At 58.8% G+C, this 17,956-nt stretch carries 17 protein-coding genes and 2 pseudogenes; 18 read left to right on the top strand and 1 reads right to left on the bottom strand.

Annotated features, from left to right (window positions below; genetic code table 11):
- Window positions 1–183 precede the first annotated feature (183 nt).
- The 6 genes from CDUR_RS07890 (at window position 184) to nagB (ending at window position 5,659) form a co-directional block, all read left to right on the top strand.
- Window positions 184–903: a FadR/GntR family transcriptional regulator gene (locus tag CDUR_RS07890; RefSeq protein ID WP_290207120.1), complete on the top strand. Its 720-nt coding sequence runs from the start codon at window positions 184–186 to the stop codon at window positions 901–903.
- 169 nt (window positions 904–1,072) lie between these two features.
- Window positions 1,073–2,005, top strand: coding sequence for a dihydrodipicolinate synthase family protein (locus tag CDUR_RS07885; protein ID WP_179417780.1), 933 nt, complete (start codon window positions 1,073–1,075; stop codon window positions 2,003–2,005).
- Between the two features lie 4 nt (window positions 2,006–2,009).
- Window positions 2,010–2,975: an ROK family protein gene (locus tag CDUR_RS07880; RefSeq protein WP_179417779.1), complete on the top strand. Its 966-nt coding sequence runs from the start codon at window positions 2,010–2,012 to the stop codon at window positions 2,973–2,975.
- Between the two features lie 4 nt (window positions 2,976–2,979).
- The gene (locus tag CDUR_RS07875; protein ID WP_179417778.1) at window positions 2,980–3,696 is read left to right on the top strand and encodes an N-acetylmannosamine-6-phosphate 2-epimerase; all 717 of its coding nucleotides are present in this window, start codon (window positions 2,980–2,982) and stop codon (window positions 3,694–3,696) included.
- Window positions 3,693–4,871: an N-acetylglucosamine-6-phosphate deacetylase gene (locus tag CDUR_RS07870; RefSeq protein WP_179417777.1), complete on the top strand. Its 1,179-nt coding sequence runs from the start codon at window positions 3,693–3,695 to the stop codon at window positions 4,869–4,871. Before CDUR_RS07875 ends, CDUR_RS07870 begins: the two co-directional genes overlap by 4 nt.
- Window positions 4,872–4,876: 5 nt before the next feature.
- Window positions 4,877–5,659 (top strand): glucosamine-6-phosphate deaminase, encoded by a 783-nt coding sequence (gene nagB / locus CDUR_RS07865; RefSeq protein ID WP_006063663.1) that lies wholly within the window; start codon window positions 4,877–4,879, stop codon window positions 5,657–5,659.
- On the opposite strand, the gene CDUR_RS07860 is transcribed toward nagB, so the two are convergent.
- Window positions 5,656–6,552 (bottom strand): DUF4439 domain-containing protein, encoded by an 897-nt coding sequence (locus tag CDUR_RS07860; protein WP_179417776.1) that lies wholly within the window; start codon window positions 6,550–6,552, stop codon window positions 5,656–5,658. The two genes, nagB and CDUR_RS07860, sit on opposite strands and share 4 nt — an antisense overlap.
- Before the next feature lie 37 nt (window positions 6,553–6,589).
- Here CDUR_RS07860 and rimP point away from each other — a divergent pair, with 37 nt between their 5' ends.
- The 12 genes and pseudogenes from rimP to CDUR_RS07805 all read left to right on the top strand — a co-directional run bounded on the left by rimP (window position 6,590) and on the right by CDUR_RS07805 (window position 17,953).
- On the top strand, window positions 6,590–7,147 hold the full coding sequence (gene rimP / locus CDUR_RS07855; protein WP_179417775.1) for a ribosome maturation factor RimP: 558 nt from the start codon (window positions 6,590–6,592) through the stop codon (window positions 7,145–7,147).
- Window positions 7,144–8,139 carry a transcription termination factor NusA gene (gene nusA, locus CDUR_RS07850; protein WP_179417774.1) on the top strand — a complete coding sequence of 332 codons (996 nt, stop codon included), beginning with the start codon at window positions 7,144–7,146 and terminating at the stop codon, window positions 8,137–8,139. The genes rimP and nusA overlap by 4 nt, the downstream gene beginning before the upstream one ends.
- 195 nt (window positions 8,140–8,334) lie before the next feature.
- Window positions 8,335–8,682, top strand: a complete 348-nt coding sequence (locus tag CDUR_RS07845; RefSeq protein ID WP_060996265.1) for a YlxR family protein — start codon at window positions 8,335–8,337, stop codon at window positions 8,680–8,682.
- Between the two features lie 52 nt (window positions 8,683–8,734).
- Window positions 8,735–8,872 (top strand): annotated as a pseudogene (locus CDUR_RS12970) (translation initiation factor IF-2 N-terminal domain-containing protein); the annotation flags it as partial.
- A gap of 375 nt (window positions 8,873–9,247) precedes the next feature.
- Window positions 9,248–11,800, top strand: a pseudogene (infB, locus tag CDUR_RS07840) (translation initiation factor IF-2); the annotation flags it as partial.
- Window positions 11,801–11,911: 111 nt separating this feature from the next.
- Entirely contained in the window at window positions 11,912–12,376 is a 465-nt protein-coding gene (rbfA, locus tag CDUR_RS07835; protein ID WP_179417772.1) for a 30S ribosome-binding factor RbfA, read from the top strand.
- 10 nt (window positions 12,377–12,386) lie between these two features.
- Window positions 12,387–13,373, top strand: a complete 987-nt coding sequence (locus CDUR_RS07830) for a DHH family phosphoesterase (protein WP_179417771.1) — start codon at window positions 12,387–12,389, stop codon at window positions 13,371–13,373.
- On the top strand, window positions 13,370–14,686 hold the full coding sequence (locus tag CDUR_RS07825) for an MATE family efflux transporter (protein WP_006063654.1): 1,317 nt from the start codon (window positions 13,370–13,372) through the stop codon (window positions 14,684–14,686). Before CDUR_RS07830 ends, CDUR_RS07825 begins: the two co-directional genes overlap by 4 nt.
- A gap of 88 nt (window positions 14,687–14,774) precedes the next feature.
- Window positions 14,775–15,578 (top strand): metallophosphoesterase family protein, encoded by an 804-nt coding sequence (locus tag CDUR_RS07820; protein ID WP_179417770.1) that lies wholly within the window; start codon window positions 14,775–14,777, stop codon window positions 15,576–15,578.
- Window positions 15,571–16,251: a 4'-phosphopantetheinyl transferase family protein gene (locus CDUR_RS07815; RefSeq protein ID WP_179417769.1), complete on the top strand. Its 681-nt coding sequence runs from the start codon at window positions 15,571–15,573 to the stop codon at window positions 16,249–16,251. The genes CDUR_RS07820 and CDUR_RS07815 overlap by 8 nt, the downstream gene beginning before the upstream one ends.
- Before the next feature lie 38 nt (window positions 16,252–16,289).
- Complete coding sequence (locus CDUR_RS07810) at window positions 16,290–16,448, top strand: hypothetical protein (protein ID WP_006063651.1); 159 nt, start codon at window positions 16,290–16,292, stop codon at window positions 16,446–16,448.
- The gene (locus tag CDUR_RS07805; RefSeq protein WP_179417768.1) at window positions 16,445–17,953 is read left to right on the top strand and encodes a sodium/proline symporter; all 1,509 of its coding nucleotides are present in this window, start codon (window positions 16,445–16,447) and stop codon (window positions 17,951–17,953) included. The genes CDUR_RS07810 and CDUR_RS07805 overlap by 4 nt, the downstream gene beginning before the upstream one ends.
- Window positions 17,954–17,956 lie beyond the last annotated feature (3 nt).

Here is a 17,956-nt window from a genome sequence, read left to right as displayed (position 1 = left end):
TTCCCTCGGTGGGGGTTGAATACGGAATTTGCTGAGAACTCCCTGTGATTAAAATGTACATCAGACGTCTGATGTGATCTACAATTCAGGTGAGAAAAAATGTGAGATGGCCACGAAGCGGACATTCGATGCAGGATGAAAGCACGGTTTAAGGTCGAAACGCGAACGGTGAGGAGAGGGCACGTGGTACCTAGAAATCGAAATGCTGCACAGTCTGCAGTTGAAGGGATTGAAGACTACATTCGCCGCCATAACCTGCACGTTGGTGACCTTTTGCCGTCGGAAATGGAACTCTGCGACGAGCTTGGATGCTCCCGCTCGTCCCTCCGGGAAGCCATGCGAACATTGGTCTCACTGGACATTGTGGAGGTGCGTCAAGGGCAGGGAACTTTTGTCTCGAAGATGTCATTGGCTCCCCTCATTCGGGGGATGGTTCTCCGAGTCACGTTAGATGTCGATCAGTCCTTTGAACACCTACTGCAAGTGGTTGATACTCGCCAAGCATTGGAGGTGTCCCTCGCGGATGAGCTCGCGCAAGTCCACGATGAAGACTCCATCCATGAACTCCATGAACTCGTCAACGCCATGTATCGGCGGGTCGAGCAGGGAGAGTCCTTTGCTGAGGAGGATCGGCGATTTCACGCCACCTTGCTGCGCCAAACACGAAACCAGCTGATCCGAGAGCTGTCTGACGCCCTTTGGCAGGTCAACTCCGAGGTTGTCCCGCTGCTCGATCTCTCTATGGCGGAAGACACGAAACGCACTCTCGAATCGCACTGGGCGATGGTGGAAGCGCTTCGAAAGAAGAGCTCCCAGGCGTTCAAGGATGCGGTGCGTCAGCACTACGCCCCGTTGCGCCATGCGGTGTCGCTCCAACGCCAACACAGGTCATTGGGTACCTAGCTCTGTAGCGGTGGATACCCCCATATTGCGGTGATCAATGATTGCCCGCATGGTGGCGCGTATCGACGCCGCGACGGGGCACGTGTAGGCGTGTAGCACCGCGCATTACGCGGAGCACAGCACCATTCACGCCAATTAAATTCACTTTTTAGGAAAGGTTCTATTTCTCATGTCCGTTTCCGCTTATACCGGTGTCATCCCGCCGGTTGTCACGCCTTTCAACGAGGATTTCAGTATTGATCGCGAGTCCCTGGCCACACAGGTTCGCCGCATGATTGACGCCGGAGTCGACGGGCTATTCGCTCTCGGTTCTTCTGCTGAGGTGGCGTTTTTGACCCACGAGAACCGTCGCGCAGTGATCGAGACCATCGTCAAGGCTGCCGACGGTAAAGTTCCAGTCCTTGTGGGCGTGATTGACACCACCACATTGCGTGTCGCCGAACACGTGGCAGACGCGGTGGAACTGGGAGCATCCGGCCTGGTGGCCACCGCGCCGTTCTATGTGCGCACCCACCCAAACGAGATTCTCAACCACTTCCGCCTGATCCACGAGATGGCGCCTGAGCTGCCGCTCTACCTGTACCAAATCCCCGTGTCAGTGCATGTCACCGTCTCTGATGACCTGATTCTGCAGCTCGCAGAAGAAGGTGTCATTGCTGGTTTGAAGGATTCCTCCGGCCTTGATGGGGCAACCCGTGCGCTGATCGAAAAGCGTAATGCCCGAAACCTCACCAACTTCAAAGTCCTCACCGGCTCCGAAACAACCGTGGACCTCAACTACTTCTTCGGCGCCGATGGTGTTGTTCCTGGCTTGGGCAATGTTGACCCTGCAGGGTATGTCCGCCTAGCTGCAGCATGCACAGCAGGAGACTGGGATGCTGCCCGCGCTGAGCAGCAAAGATTGAACAAACTTTTCCAGATTGTGTTCGTCGGCGACGGTGCCCGCATGGGTGGATCCTCAGCCGGACTGGGCGGGTTCAAAGCAGCCCTACAGCACCTTGGAGTGTTTACGTCAGGGCGAATGGCACCCCCGCACGTGGCGCTGAACGATGAGGAACTGGCTATCATCCACAGCATTGTTGATCAGGCCGACCTGAACTAAAGCCATGACCAGTGCCATGAATAAGACCTGCACCATTGCCATAGACATTGGCGGCACAAAAATCGCTACCGGTTTTGTTGATCCCACTGCACCCACCACAGTGCATGGGCGCGCCACCCGTCCGACCCGCGCCGCAGATGGCCCCAGGGTTGTTGTCCGCGAGATTATCGACGCCGCGACCAGCATCATCGCCAATGCCAATGCCGACGGATATGTGCCAACATGTGTGGGAGTCGGTGCCCCCGGGGTCGTTGATACGCGAACCGGATGCATCAGCTACGCCGGACCCACCATGCCGGGCTGGGCTGGTACTGACATTGCATCCACGTTGAGGGCCGCCCTTGACCTGCCTGTGTCCGTGCACAATGATGTGCGCGTCATGGGTCTTGGTGAAGCCGTACATGGAGCCGCTGCAGGTAACACAGGTGACGTGTTGTTCGTGTCCATCGGTACCGGAATCGGTGGGGCGCTGGTTACTGGCGGGCAGCTTCCCCAATCCCCGCACGACATACGTGGCGAAATCGCGTACCTGCTTGCACCCGTTCCTGCAGGTAACGGCTGCGACACCATTGAGAACATTGGCTCAGGACCGTCCCTGACCCGCTCCTATAACACCGCAGTCAGTGGCACCCCAGCGAAAGACCTTCGTGAGGTGATGCGCCGATACCATGAGGGTGAAGACCTGGCACGACGCGTCATTACCGATTCCCTGCGGTGCGTTGGCGAAGGACTCGCCGCGTTTATCAATGCCATTGATGTGAGCGCGGTGGTGATCGGCGGTGGCGTCGGTACGCTTGGCGAACCGATCCTCGAACCGCTCCGTCAGGGACTCCGCAATGGGTTGTTAGCGCCACTGTGCAACATCCCTATTGTGCAAGCAGCGCTGGGCACCAATGCGCCTCTTGTCGGCGCCGCTCACATGGCACACACAGACATACTGGCATCTACCCACTTGATGAAAGAACAGTAATCCCATGGATCTTGCAACATTTCGACAGCATGTCACCGGCACGTTGATCGTCTCTGCGCAAGCACCTGACGGTCACCCACTGCGTGACACCCACACCATCGCTCACCTTGCAGCCGCAGCCGTCGCCGGTGGCGCAACAGCAATCCGTTGCGGTGGGTACGGCGGTCTAGAAGACATTCGCGCTGTTGCTGAAAAAGTCAACGTACCCGTGATTGGTCTGACTAAAGAAGGCGCCACCGGGGTCTATATCACCCCCACCGTTGCCTCTGCGAGGGCCGTTGCCCACGCGGGTGCAGACGTTGTGGCTGTTGATGCAACACAACGCCCCCGCCAAGACGGCTCCACCTTTGCCGAGCAAGTCGCCGCCGTCCATGAAGAAGGCAAACTCATCATGGCCGATATCGCCACTCTCGACGAAGCCATCGCAGCACACAGTGACGGTGCCGACATCATCTCCACCACGCTCGCTGGATACACCGAACATCGCGCGAAAACCCACGGCCCCGACTTGGAACTCGTGAAAGACATCCGCCAAGCACTCGGTTCCGACGTTTTCCTCACCGCAGAAGGGCGCTACCATACCCCCGAATGGGCGGCTGAAGCCCTCACTCTTGGCGCCGACGCTGTGATAATTGGCACAGCCATCACCGACGTCTCCTTTGTCACCGCGCAATTCGTCACCGCAGTCACTGCCGCAGCCACGACCGAGGACAAGCAGTGAGTAGCGCCGTCTACAGGGGAAAAGTACTCACCAACAGTGGGCTGCTTGACGACGCCCTGGTGGTCACCCTGCGCGACCGCATCAGCGACATCCGCCCCGCAGGCGATTACAACGGACCCGCCACCACCGCCGAGTACATACTTCCCGGGCTCATTGACCTGCACAACCACGGTGGTGCAGGCGAAGGATTCCCCACCTCAACCCTCAACGGTTGTCGGCGCGCCGCCCGACACCACCGGGCACACGGCACCACCACTTTGCTGGCATCACTGGTGTCCGCGCCGGGTGACCATTTGGTGGAACAAACAGCGTTGCTTGCGGACCTCGCCGACGAAGGTGAGATTGACGGCGTGCACATGGAGGGGCCCTTCGTGAACAGCGTGCGCTGCGGCGCGCAGGACCCAGCTGCCATCATTCCGGGTGATCCCGAGCTGTTCGAGCGGGTGGCTAAAGCCGGTCGCGGCTGGCTCAAAACCATCACGTTTGCGCCGGAAACCGCAAACGTGGATGGGCTGCTTCGGGTCTGCGCCACCTACGACGTGGTGGCGTCGTTGGGGCACACCGACGCAGACTTTGACACCACCCTGTCCGTCATTGACCGTGCCACCAAAATGGGGGTGACGGTTACTGCCACCCACCTGTTCAATGCCATGCCCCAGCTGCATCACCGTAACCCCGGCGCGGCTGCTGCCCTTATCGATGCCGCCGCGTTGGAACGCCTCTTCGTTGAACTGGTCGCCGACGGCGTGCATCTTGACGATCGCACTGTCGATGTGGTGTGGGACACCGTGGGCACGTCCCATTCATTCTTTGTTACTGACGCGATGGCAGCAACAGGAATGAGCGACGGCGCTTACATTCTTGGCGATCTCGCCGTCAGCGTTGATGGCGGAGTGGCCCGACTGAGCGCTGAGGATGGCGGTACTGGGGCGATCGCCGGCGGCACATCGCACATGTGCGATCAATTACGCAGGCACGTGCAGCGCGGGCGAAAGCTAGACGACGCCGTGTCAATGGCATCTACAACAGCAGCGCGAGCGCTTGGACTGGCAGACCGGGGCAGCATCGCGGTAGGCAACCGCGCTGACTTGCTGCTGTGCAACAACAACTTTGAACCAACCCATGTCGTGCGGGCCGGCGAAGCCGTACCCGCTGACCCTGTAGTAGGAGAGTGATTTCCATGGAAGTAATTATTTGTCGCGATGCGGCTGAGGTAGCACACGTTGCTGCTGACGTGTTTGAAGAATATGTGCGTGGGCCACGTCCAACAACCTTTGGCTTAGCCACCGGTTCAACACCGGTGGCGCTGTACCGCGAGCTGATTCGTCGTCACAAGGAAGAAGACCTGAGCTTTGCGGGTATCACGGTGTTCCTCCTTGACGAGTACGTGGGACTGCCCCGTGATCATGAGCAGAGCTACTATCGAACCATTCGCCGGGAGTTTACCGAGCATGTAGATCTCAACGACGACGAGGTGCACAGCCCCGACGGTCGCGCTGACAATCCCGGTGATGCAGCTCGTGCCTACGATGAGTCGATCAAGCAGGCCGGGGGAGTGGATGTCCAATTGCTGGGCATTGGCACCGACGGACACATTGGTTTCAATGAACCAGGGTCCTCGCTGGCATCGCGGACGCGTATCAAAACGCTGCACCCGCAAACAATTGAAGATAATGCCCGCTTTTTTGACTCCCCAGACGATGTGCCGGTGCACGTGCTGACGCAGGGGTTGGGCACAATTTCCGAGGCCCGCCACGTGGTGCTGCTGGCCACCGGTGAAGGCAAGGCGGAGGCCATCGCTGCAGCCGTTGAGGGGCCAGTGTCGGCCTTCTCTCCGGGGTCCGCACTGCAGCTGCACCCGCATGTCACGGTCATCGTTGATGAGGAGGCCGCCAGCAAGTTGAAATTCGGTAAGTACTACCGCTTTGCCTACGAGCACAAGCCGGAGTGGCAGCGCTTCTAATTAAGCTGCAGGAAATCGGCACGCCAGGGTTCGATGCCAGCGAATTCCAGGGCGGGTACGGCCGTCACGGCAATTGTGGAGGCGATGCGTATGCACAGTGCCCGCCAGCTGGCATCAGATGCGTGGGACGCGTAATCATGCCACGCGAGTACTGACTGTGATGCGGAATCAGCGAAGAATCCTGAGTTTTTGACATCGTTAATGGTGTAGCCGGCTTCGGCGACGGGAATGTCACTGACGTTGGCTGACTCCAACCCCATGCGTAATGCGGTGGCGATTCTGCGGTGCTCGTCAAGAGCATCGTTGAGGGTACTAGCAAGTTCGTTTGCTACGAATGCTTCGTGCACTTCAAGCCCATAGATGGTGGCGTATTCCCATTCCAGTGCCTTTTTCACCTGATCACTATCCGCTGCCGTAGGAGTGATGTTGTTGTTCTGGTCAAACGCGGGCGGGGCAGCCATGGTCAAAATGGCGAGTTCAGTGTGAATGCGAGCAACCACTACTGCGGAATCTGCTGGGATGTCGGCAAGTAGCGAATTGACCTGGTCCAATGCCGCTTTCAGGACGGCGTTGGGTTCTGTGTGCGCGGCTGCGGCGACGCTGGTTGTGGTGGCGGCGGAAGGGGAGGTCGTCGATACGCAAGAATCGGGGACGCTGCCGTTTTCGAAATGTCCGCAGTCCCGCGCCACTTCGGTGGACAGCATGGTGGCGTGGCGTTCTCGGATGGCCGCGAGGTCGGAGCGGACCGGGGCGAGAGCTGCGGCGTCGGTACGCGCCTGCTCCGCCAGTGATACAAGTGTCTGATTAGGCTCCGGCGCTGGGCGTGAACAGGCACTCAACCCGGCGGTGGCAAAAGCAACAGCAGTAAAGGCAAGGAACGTACGGCGATTCACGGCTGTTGAGTTTACCCTGCGCGCTAAGCTCACACACATGGCTTTTCCCAGTGTTGAAACATTAACCACCATTGTTGACCCCATCGCGGCGTCCCACCACATGGATGTGGAGGAGATCAAGATCAATCGCGCGGGGTCGAAAACCGTTGTTGCCGTCGCACTTGATTCGGATAATCGGCCCGACCTGGACACGCTTGAGGTGGTCTCTGGGGAAATATCCGAGGCTTTTGACGGTGCTGAGGAGGCGGGGGTAATTGCTTTTGGGGGACAAGGTTATACACTTGAGGTGTCAACCCCGGGTGTGGATCATCCGCTGACTCTGCCGAGGCATTGGCGTCGAAACCGAGGTCGGCTGGTTACCTGGGACGACAGTGGGACAAAGCGCACAAGTCGTATTGGAGCCCTCAACGATGCCGAAACCGAGGTTGTGCTGATCAGCCGTGAGGGTAAAAACATGTGTGTTGATGTGCGTAAAGTGGCGGAAATAGGCCAAGCAGTGGTAGAAATTGAATTCGCTACGGTTCCTGCGGATGAAAAGGCCGTGGCAGACGAAGACTTTAACACTGCCGCGGAAAGGCGAGAGGAACACAAGTGAACATCGATATCAAGGCGCTAGAAGCGATTGAGGCAGACAAGGGGATTGGTGTCGATGACCTTCTCACCACCATCGCCGAAGCCCTGCTCCACGCCTACTACGCGCACCGTGGCGAGGTCGAGGACGAACCCCGAGCTCGCGTGGATATCGACGCCCAGACAGGAACTGTCAACGTCATGATCACCCAAGTAGACGATGACGGCAACGTGATCAACGAATTCGACGACACACCCAATAACTTCGGGCGTATCGGCGCACATGCAGTCCGAGATGCGATTGTTCGAAGGCTCCGCGAAGCCGAAACCTCCCGCGCGTTTGATGCTTACTCCGACTTTGAGGGGCGCGTCATCTCCGGCATTGTGCAGGCCGACGCCCGCGCTAAGGAACGTGGCATCATTGTCGTCCACCTCGGTACGGAGGCGGACGGTCAGGACGGTATTATTTTGCCGGCCGAACAGATCCCTGGTGAAAAACTCAACCACGGTGACCGCGTGAAATGCTACGTCGTGGGGGTCAACCGAGGTCCCCGTAACCTACAAATCAATCTGTCACGCACCCACCCGGAACTTGTGCGCAGGCTTTTTGAGCTGGAAGTTCCAGAAGTTGCCGACGGTGCGGTGGAAATTGTCAGCATCGCCCGGGAGGCGGGACACCGCTCCAAGGTGGCCGTGCGCCCCACGGTGAAAGGACTCAACGCCAAAGGTGCCTGCATTGGTCCGCGTGGCCAGCGTGTCTCCAACATCATGCGTGAACTTGGTGGCGAGAAGATCGATATTATTGACTATTCTGAAGATCCTGCGCAGTACGTCGGGAATGCTTTGGCACCCTCCAAGGTTGTTAAGGTAGATGTTGTTGATGAAGATGAACAGCGCGCACGGGTTGTGGTGCCGGACTATCAGCTTTCCCTGGCCATTGGTAAAGAAGGCCAAAACGCCCGGCTAGCCGCTCGACTAACCGGCTGGAAGATCGACATCCGCTCGGACGTGGACTAGCCCACCTGCTGCGTGTTGGCTGCATGCTGACCGCACCCTCATCACGGCCTCGCAACAGCGTTATGCCAGCCAGTACCAACGTGGAACACGTGACATTTTTACTTATTTTCCGCCCACGTGGCGTAGTATGTAATCCGGCCCAGTTCGGGTTGGTGGAAAACGTAGGGTTGTGAGCGACAAAGTCGAAGGAAGCGTATGGATTCAGTGCTCGGACATGAACACTCCGACATTCGTATCCGCACGTGCATCGCACACCGTCACCGCAAACCAGATGTGGATTTGCTGCGGATTGTCGCAGAGCCGCATCCTGCTGGACTAGACCACGGTTACATTGCCACACCGGATCCACAGCGGCGGAAACCCGGCAGGGGAGCGTGGCTGACACCAAACCTGGAATCCCTGGACCTTGCCGAGAAAAGGCGCGCCTTTCACCGCGCGTTTAAGGTGTCTGGGCAACTAGACACAGGTCTTGTGCGCGATTACCTACACCTGCGTGAAGGTTCGCGTGGAGGACCCAGAGAACCAAGAAGGACCGAACACTGATGAGCACACGATGAAGCATCAGCGATGAACGTCATAGCACACCTCTAGGAGCGTGGGCCTTCCGGCCGCGACTCCTAGGAAAACACATAGGAGTAAAGTGCCCGGAAAGCTACGTGTACATGAGCTTGCAAAAAAGCTTGGTGTAACAAGCAAAGAACTGCTCGCCACGTTGAAGGAACAAGGCGAGTTTGTGAAGACCGCATCTTCTACCGTCGAACCCCCGGTGGTGAAGAAGATGGAACAGTACTACGCGCCCAAGAACGAGGGCGCCGATGATGCGCAGAATGCTGCGCCTGCGGGGAATGCCTCCGCACCACAGACCTCGGCGGCGACAGGTGCCGCCACCCAAGCAGGCACTCCGAAGCCTGCTGCTCCCGCTGCTAAGCCCGGCCCCGGCGCATCTGCGTCTGGTGCGCCAAAGCCCGGCGCGAAGCCTGGTTCTGCTAAACCCAGCGCCCCGAAACCCGGGCGCCTTGGTGCTGGGGCCACTTCATCGGGTTCTGCAGCAAAACCCGGCTCCGCTAAGCCTGGCCAGTCTGGCTCGGCAGGCAGTTCCGCTCCTGCGGCTGCCTCCACTCCGAAACCAGGCGCGGCTAAGCCCGGCGCGAAGCCTGGTTCTGCTAAACCCAGCGCCCCGAAACCCGGTGCGCGTAACGCTTCTAGTGGCGCCCCGAAGCCTGGTGCGCCCACATTCAGCGCTGGTGGAACTGGTTCCGGTGATGGCTCCGCAGCCTCTTCTGAAGGCCGCGCTATGCCGCGCCCCATGGCCAAGCCAGGACCGAAGCCTGGCGCTCGTGCGCCGCGGGTAGCCAACAACCCGTTCTCCACTGGTGGCGGTGACCGCCCGGCACCGCGCCCAGGCGGCGGTCCGCGACCTGGTGGAAATCGCTCGAACCAGGGAGGACAACAAGGCCAAGGCGGCGGTGGCCGCCAGGGTCAGCGCAATCGTTCGAACCAGGGCGGTCAGGGCGGCACCAAGGCTGCTGGACGCTCCCAAGGTTCGGAGCGTCAGGGCGGCGGGCGTCGTCCCACCCCGGCTATGATGCCCACAAACCACCCGAATCCTGGGCAAATGCCCACCAAGGCAGCTGCTGGCGGCCGTGGTGGTCGCGGCGGCTCTGGCGGTCCCGGTGGTGGACCTGGCGGCGGTTTCAACCGTGGCGGTGGTCCCGGTGGCCGTGGTGGTCGCCGTGGTGGCACAGCTGGCGCTTTCGGGCGTCCTGGCGGCGCTCCGCGTAAGGGACGCAAGTCGAAGCGGCAGAAGCGGAATGAGTACGAGGCAATGCAAGCACCGAACGTCATCGGTGGCGTTCGGTTGCCGGACGGCGGCGGTGCGTCGCTGCGTCTCGCTCGCGGCGCGTCCCTGTCTGACTTTGCCGACAAGATCGGTGCCGACGCCGCTGCATTGGTGCAGGCACTGTTCAACCTCGGCGAGATGGTCACCGCAACAGCCTCCGTGTCTGAGGAGACACTGGTGCTGCTCGGCGACGAAATGAACTACAAGGTCGAGGTCGTGTCCCCCGAAGATGAGGACCGCGAGCTTCTGGAAAGCTTTGATCTGCAGTTCGGTGAAGACGAGGGCGGCGAGGAAGCCCTGGTCCAGCGTCCGCCGGTGGTGACCGTTATGGGCCACGTTGACCACGGTAAAACTCGACTGCTGGATTCGATCCGTAAAACCAATGTTGGTTCCGGTGAGGCCGGTGGCATCACGCAGGGCATTGGTGCTTACCAGGTGAAGGTCACCTATGAGGATGAAGACCGGTACGTTACTTTCCTAGACACCCCGGGACACGAGGCATTTACCGCTATGCGTGCACGTGGTGCGCAATCCACGGACGTTGCCATCTTGGTGGTGGCTGCTGATGACGGTGTAATGCCGCAGACGGTTGAGGCTATTAACCACGCGAAGGCAGCCGACGTACCTATTGTGGTTGCTGTCAACAAGATCGACAAGGAGGGCGCACAGCCCGACAAGATTCGTGGACAGCTGACCGAATACGGCCTCATCCCTGAGGAATACGGCGGCGACACCATGTTCGTGGATATTTCTGCCAAGCAGGGCTTGCACATTAATGACCTGTTGGAGGCCGTTCTTCTGACAGCCGATAACACGCTGGAATTGATGGCCAACCCGAACATGGCTGCCCAGGGTGTTGCCATTGAAGCACACCTTGACCGCGGTCGCGGCCCGGTGGCCACCGTAATTGTGCAGCGCGGTACGCTGCGCATCGGCGATTCCATTGTCGTGGGCGATGCCCATGGCCGTGTGCGCCGCATGGTGGACGAGTTTGGTAACGATGTTGACGAAGCCGGCCCGTCCCGTCCGGTGCAGGTGCAAGGCCTCAACAGTGTCAGCGGTGCTGGCGATAACCTGCTGGTGGTGGAAGACGACCGTGTTGCCCGCCAGATTGCGGACCGCCGCAACGCACGTAAACGCAACGCGTTGGCAGCTAAGAGCCGTAAGCGCATCTCCCTGGAAGACCTGGATGCAGTGCTGAAGGAAACCAGCACACTCAACCTGATCCTGAAGGGCGACAATGCTGGTTCCGTGGAAGCCCTGGAAGAAGCGTTGCTGAAGATCGAGGTGGACGACGAGGTCGCGTTGAATATCATCGACCGTGGTGTCGGTGCCGTCACCCAGACCAACGTCACCTTGGCTGCTGCGTCAGATGCGATCATCATTGGTTTCAATGTGCGCTCTGAAGGCAAGGCCACCGAGGAAGCCAACGCCGAAGGCGTGGAGATCCGCTACTACTCGGTCATCTACCGTGTCATTGAGGAGATTGAGCAAGCCCTGCGCGGTATGCTCAAGCCGATCTATGAGGAACGCGAAGTGGGTCGCGCGGAAATCCGCGCCCTGTTCAAAGCCTCTGCTGTGGGCCTCATCGCCGGTTGTATGGTCGAGTCGGGCAAGGTCCGACGCAACGCATCGGTTCGCTTGGTGCGTGACGGTAGCGTTGTCACCGATAAGGCCAATATTGATTCGCTGCGTCGTGAAAAAGACGACGTCACCGAGGTTGCCGCCGGTTACGAGTGCGGTATGGTGCTGTCCTACCCAGATATTCAGGTGGGCGACATCATCGAGGTGTACGAAGAGGTTGAGGTTCCCCGCGACTAATGCACAGGATAATCCCGCCGCAGCATAGCCTTGTTATAAAGACTATGCTGCGGCGGGATTTCTCCAGCTCATCATTATTTTTTATAAACGTAACAAACCTAAGGAATTCACATGGTTGATCATGCACGTGCAGCGCGCATGTCTAAACGAATCATGACGATTATCGCCTCGGCCATTGAGCATGAGACTAAGGATTGGCGTCTCCAATATGTCACCATCACTGACTGCAAGGTCACTGGTGATCTGCATGATGCCACCGTTTACTACACGGTTCGGGGCGTAACCCTCGACGAGGAGCCTGATGTGGATGGCGCTGCGGAGGCACTAAATCGCGTACGCGGACAGCTTCGCAAGATTATGGGTGACCAGCTGGGCGTTCGCTACACCCCGACGCTCTCATTTAGCCTGGATACGGTCCCGGAAGCATCGGCGCATATGGAAGAACTGCTGGCTCGCGCTCGCGCCCGCGATGAGGAGCTGGCTGAGCTCGCCAAGAATGCACAACCCGCTGGTGATGCGAATCCGTATCGCACCACTGACACCTCCGAAGACGACACCACCGTCAGCGAAGAGTAGGGACGTAACTGTGGCGGAAACCTGGGATGCGGCAAGCGTCGACACGCAGGCATTTGAGCAGGCGACAGCGCTGATAGATGCTGCGACAACAGTTGCTGTAGTAGGGCATGTGCACCCAGATGCAGACGCAGTGGGTAGTGTTTGCGCGGTTGTGCGGGCGCTTCAGCAGCGTGGTATCGCTGCGGTGGGCATGATCGGGCAGGCTGAACCCCTTCCGTCCTGCCTGCTCAGCATTCCAGGTGCCTCCGAGGTGCGTACTTCCCAGGAGGCGCCGCGTGTCGACGCCGTGGTAGTCGTCGATTGCGCTTCTGTAACCCGCGCCGGGACTCACGCGCCGCTTGTCGAGGCACTTAGTGATGCCTGTGTGGTGGTGGATCATCATGCTACTAATCCAGGCTTTGGGGCGGTGAACCTCATTGATGTCAGAGCTGAATCCACAACCACTGTGCTGTTGTCCTGGTTCAAGCACATGGGTATTCACATGGATACTCCGCTGGCCACGGCGCTGTACGCGGGGTTGGTCACAGATACAGGGAATTTTCGCTGGGGGAGTCCGGCCATGCACACCATGGCTGCTGAACTCATAGGGTTGGGCGTGGATACCCGCGCCACCACCGCTGCCTTGATGGACGAACGCAGCGTGGAGGACCTCGCACTGATCGGAAAAGTCCTGCAGCGAGTCGAGCGTATCATCGGAGAAAAGACCACTATCGTTGCGATTTTCGCCGACTACGATGTGATCGCTGACGAGGATCCATCAATGGTGGAAAGCATGGTGACCTTCGTGTGTTCACCCAAAAATGCTCAGGTTGGGGCGCTCTTCAAAGAATATGCCCCAGGGGTGTGGTCGGTGTCGCTGCGATCGTCCACCGTGGACGTGGCAGCAGTGGCCAGCCGCTTTGGCGGCGGTGGGCATGTGTGCGCCTCCGGGTATACCACGCAAGGGGACTGGCATTCGGTGAAAGCCAGCTTGGCAGAAACACTGGACACCATATGAACATGACAGACGCCGGCTCTGACGTCTCTGCCGTGTCTGCGCGGACGATTTTTGCATTGGCGTTTCCTGCCCTCGGAGTTCTTGCGGCAACGCCGTTGTACCTGCTCATTGATACTGCGGTGGTCGGACACCTCGGCGGTCTTTACTTGGCGGGGCTTGCGGCTGCTACCACCATTCAGGCGCAGGTAACCACACAGCTCACATTCCTGTCCTATGGCACTACCGCGCGTGCGGCTAGGCACTATGGTGCCGGTGACACGGACAAAGCCGTCAGTGAAGGCGTGCAGGCGACGTGGCTAGCACTGATCGTTGGGGCTGTCCTTGCCGCGATCGTGTGGCTTGGCGCTCCGACCTTCACGAGCTGGCTAGCGCATTCTCCAGAGGTCGCGAACCTAGCCACGCGGTGGCTGCGCATAGCGGGCATAGGTGTGCCGTTGATCCTTGCCACTATGGCAGGAAACGGCTGGATGCGTGGCATACAAAACACCCGAACACCGTTTTATTTCACGCTGGCAGGGGTGGTTCCCAGCGCTGCGTTGGTGCCACTGCTAGTGCATAGGTATGGGCTTGTTGGATCTGCGGTGGCGAACCTGGTGGGGGAGTCCATTACGGCACTGTTGTTTCTCTGGGCGTTGGCAAAAGCACACCAGGGTGGGTATGCGCCACACTTTAACATCATGCGTAAGCAACTTGTCTTGGGTAGAGACCTGATCATGCGCTCCCTGTCGTTCCAGGTAGCGTTTGTATCAGCAGCGTCGGTGGCTGCACGTTTCGGGGCGTCGTCACTGGCGGCGCACCAGATATTGCTGCAGCTCTGGTCGTTTTTGTCGCTGGTGTTGGACGCGTTGGCCATCGCCGCACAGTCGTTGGTGGGTTCTGCGCTGGGTGCTGGTGCTATCTCTGTGGCGCGGTCCGTGGGTACGAAAGTGGTGGCGTACTCGGCGGGGTTTGCCGCTGTGCTGGCGTGTGTGTTCGCGGTGGGATTCAAGGCCATCCCTGGATTGTTCACCAACGATCACTCGGTGATGGATGCTATCGCCGCCCCGTGGTGGATTCTGGTGGGCATGATCGTGGTGGGTGGTATTGTCTTTGCCTTGGATGGTGTGCTGCTTGGTGCCGCCGATGCGGCATTCCTCCGTACAGCGACGTTGGTGTCTGTGATCTGTGGTTTTCTTCCTGGAGTGTGGCTTGCGTTGATCATGGATACCCAGCTCACTGGTGTGTGGTGCGGTTTGGCTGCTTTTCTGCTGATCCGGCTTGCTTTTGTGGTGTCCCGGTTCCAATCCATGAAATGGGCACGTGGTAGCGCGTAATCGTTGCTGGTACATTTGTTCCAGGTAAGACACGAAGACTGGTTGGTACCTTAAGTGACATACGGTGCCGGTTTAGGAGGATGCCTCAGTGACCCGCACCCTGTGGGCGGTATCAGACCTTCACGCAGCAGTGAAGGCTAATACCAAGGCCATTGACTCCATTCGCCCCACCAACCCAGGGGACTGGCTCATTGTTGCCGGTGATGTGGCGGAGCGCACCGAGAAGGTTCTCAAGGTGTTGACCAAACTGCGCAAACGATTTGCCTGCGTGATTTGGGTACCGGGCAACCACGAGTTGTTTAGCCGAAGTACAGACACGTGCCAGGGCCGCGCGAAATACGATGAGCTTGTTGAAGGTTGCAGGCGCATTGATGTGCTGACGCCCGAGGATCCGTTTCCGGTATTCGGTGGCGTGACCATTGTGCCGTTGTTTACCCTGTACGATTATTCTTTTCGTAAGCCCGGTTTCACCGTGGAACAGGCCCTGCAGGCTGCCGATGACCGCCAAGTGGTTCTTACTGACCAGTTCGCCATCGCTCCGTTTGTGGATATTCGTGCCTGGTGCTGGGACAGGCTCGCGTATTCCATCAAACGCTTAAGCCGGGTCACTGGCCCTACCATTTTGGTGAACCACTGGCCGCTGGTCAGCGAACCGTTACGACGCCTTGCCTGGCCAGAACTTAGCCTGTGGTGCGGGACTCGGCACACCAGGAACTGGGCGAAACGCTACAACGCACAGCGCGTCATTTATGGGCACCTGCACATTCCGACAACCATCATTGTTGACGACATTCCCCACGTGGAAGTATCCCTCGGCTACCCGCGAGAGTGGCGCCGCTACGGGGAAAACTGGGAATGGCCTTACAAAGTGATGGAGATCGACGATGCTTGATGCCTCACTGTTCCCGCCGTCCGCAAAATTCTGCTGGATGCGTACTGCCGTCCCCCGCCACGGTGCTCCAACCGATCTCACCCGCTACTTGAGCCTTCACCCCCTGGAACAAGCGCTGGTCACGCACTCGGTGGACAAACGTAAAGCCGAATTCGGTGATGCCCGATGGTGCGCTCACCAAGCATTGGAAGCCCTCGGACGGGATAGCAGCAAACCCATCCTGCGCGGTGAACGCGGCATGCCGCTGTGGCCATCATCGGTCAGCGGTTCTCTCACTCATACTGACGGGTTCCGGGCAGCTGTGGCCGCACCTCGCCTGCTGGTGCATTCCATGGGGCTAGACGCGGAACCCGCCGAACCACTCCCAGAGGGGGTGTTGGGGTCTATCGCGCGCGACAGCGAGCTCCCGCAGCTTGATCAGCTGCGATCCGGCGGGTTGGACTGTGCCGATCGGTTACTTTTCTGCGCCAAGGAAGCCACCTACAAGGCATGGTTCCCACTTACACATCGTTGGCTGGGGTTCGATCAAGCGGAAATAGATATCAGGCCTGATGGTAGTTTTGTCTCCTATCTGTTGATACGCCCCACGCCCATCCCGTTTATTTCGGGGCGATGGATCATCAGGGACGGCTTCCTCGTCGCAGCGACGGCGGTGGGGGAGATGCCTTCATGAATAATCATCACAGTCGAGTGCGTTAAGGAGAGTCGTGTATGTTCGGTCTTCCGCTGTTCACTGTGGCTGTCCTACTGGCAGTCGCGGGGTTCTGGATTATCTACACCCTGGTCTTTCTGGTGATTAGCCGTAACTGGCACCTCGCGGACGAACTGCCCATTCCAGCCGAATCTGGCAGTGAGGGGCAACATCAATGAATGTTGCGTTGCTGTTTCTCATCCTTTATTTCGTGGTGATGGCGGGCATCGGGGTGTGGACGACTAGGCGGTCGTCGACAAGCACAGAGGATTACCTGCTGGCCGGACGGTCCTTGGGGCCTGCGGTGACGGCGCTGCGCCTGCAGTCCTCCTCAATGTCCGGGTACATGTTCCTTGGTGCGGGGTCGCTTGGGTACACACAGGGGTATTTCGGCATGTGGTACGCGCTGGGCGACTTGGGCGGCGGCATCATGAACCTGTCTATCCTGGGGCGTCGCATGCGTAAACTCTCGCAGCGGCTGGGATCGCTCACGTCGATTGAGTACCTGGAACACCGCTACCGATCTGCGTGGGTGCGTATCATTGCAGCACCGATCGCGCTGGGGTGCCTGTTTTTGTACGTGCTGTCCCAATTTGTTGCGGGCGGCGTGGGGCTGGCATCGGTGACGGGATGGAACTTTGAACTGTCCTTGATCATTGCCACTGGGGTGATTGTGCTGTACACGTTCCTTGGCGGTTACCTCGCCGTGGCGTACACCGACTTTGTGCAAGCCATTGTGATGCTGGTAGGCATGCTGTGGATTCTCATTGCCACCCTGCATGCGGTCGGCGGTTTCGCCGAAGGTAACCGCAAAGTAGGGAAGATCAACCAGAATCTGCTCACCATGTGGGGTGCGGACCTGCACTATCAAGGGCAATGGGGCGTTATTCTGGGGGCGCTTATGATATTTTCTATCGGCTATCTGGGCTGGCCGCATGTGGTGGTATCGCATATGGCTATGAAACAGCCCTCGGTGGCGCGCGGTGCGGGCGCGTACTCCATGATCTTTAATTACTTGTTTATCCCGGCACCATACCTCATCGGAACTTTTGCGCTGGTGATCCTGCCTGAGCTGAACGACCCAGAGCAAGCCATTTTTCAGGTTGCGCAGACTGTGCTTCCCAGTTTTGTTGTGGGGATTGTCATGGCGGCGGTGATGGCCGCGATTATGTCCACTGCTGATGCGTTGTTGCTGCAGGCATCAACAATTGCAGCGAAGGATATTATGGCCCGTTTTTTCCTTCCCGCCATGACGGAACGGCAGATGGTGTTGATCTCCAGGGCAATGGTGCTTCTGATTGCCGTCGCAGGAATTGGTTTGGCGATCTGGCAGCCCCCAGCGGTGTTTAGCCTGGTCATTTTTGCGACGACTGTGCTGGGCAGCGCTTTTGTGCCCAGTTACGTGTGTGCTGTGTGGTGGAAGAAAGCCAACGCGGTGGGCGCGGTGTGTTCCATGATTGCGGGATCTGTTGCGGCTGTTTTGTGGAAACTATGCGGTAGTGATGCCATTGACCCCATGGTGGCGGGCATAGCCAGCTCCACTGTGGCCATGGTGGTGGGGTCGCTTGCCACCCAGCGTACCCACCCCGTTCCTGCTGACATTGTAGATGCTATGACTGAAGCCGCCCGGGTTGCTCCCGTCACCGACAATCCGCAGCTCGCGGCCCAATTTCCCGATGCTTAGCGT

This window comes from Corynebacterium durum (genome assembly GCF_030408675.1).
GTDB lineage: Bacteria > Actinomycetota > Actinomycetes > Mycobacteriales > Mycobacteriaceae > Corynebacterium > Corynebacterium durum.
Note: the sequence above shows the minus strand (reverse complement) of the source record. Positions and strands in the feature narration are given on the sequence as shown.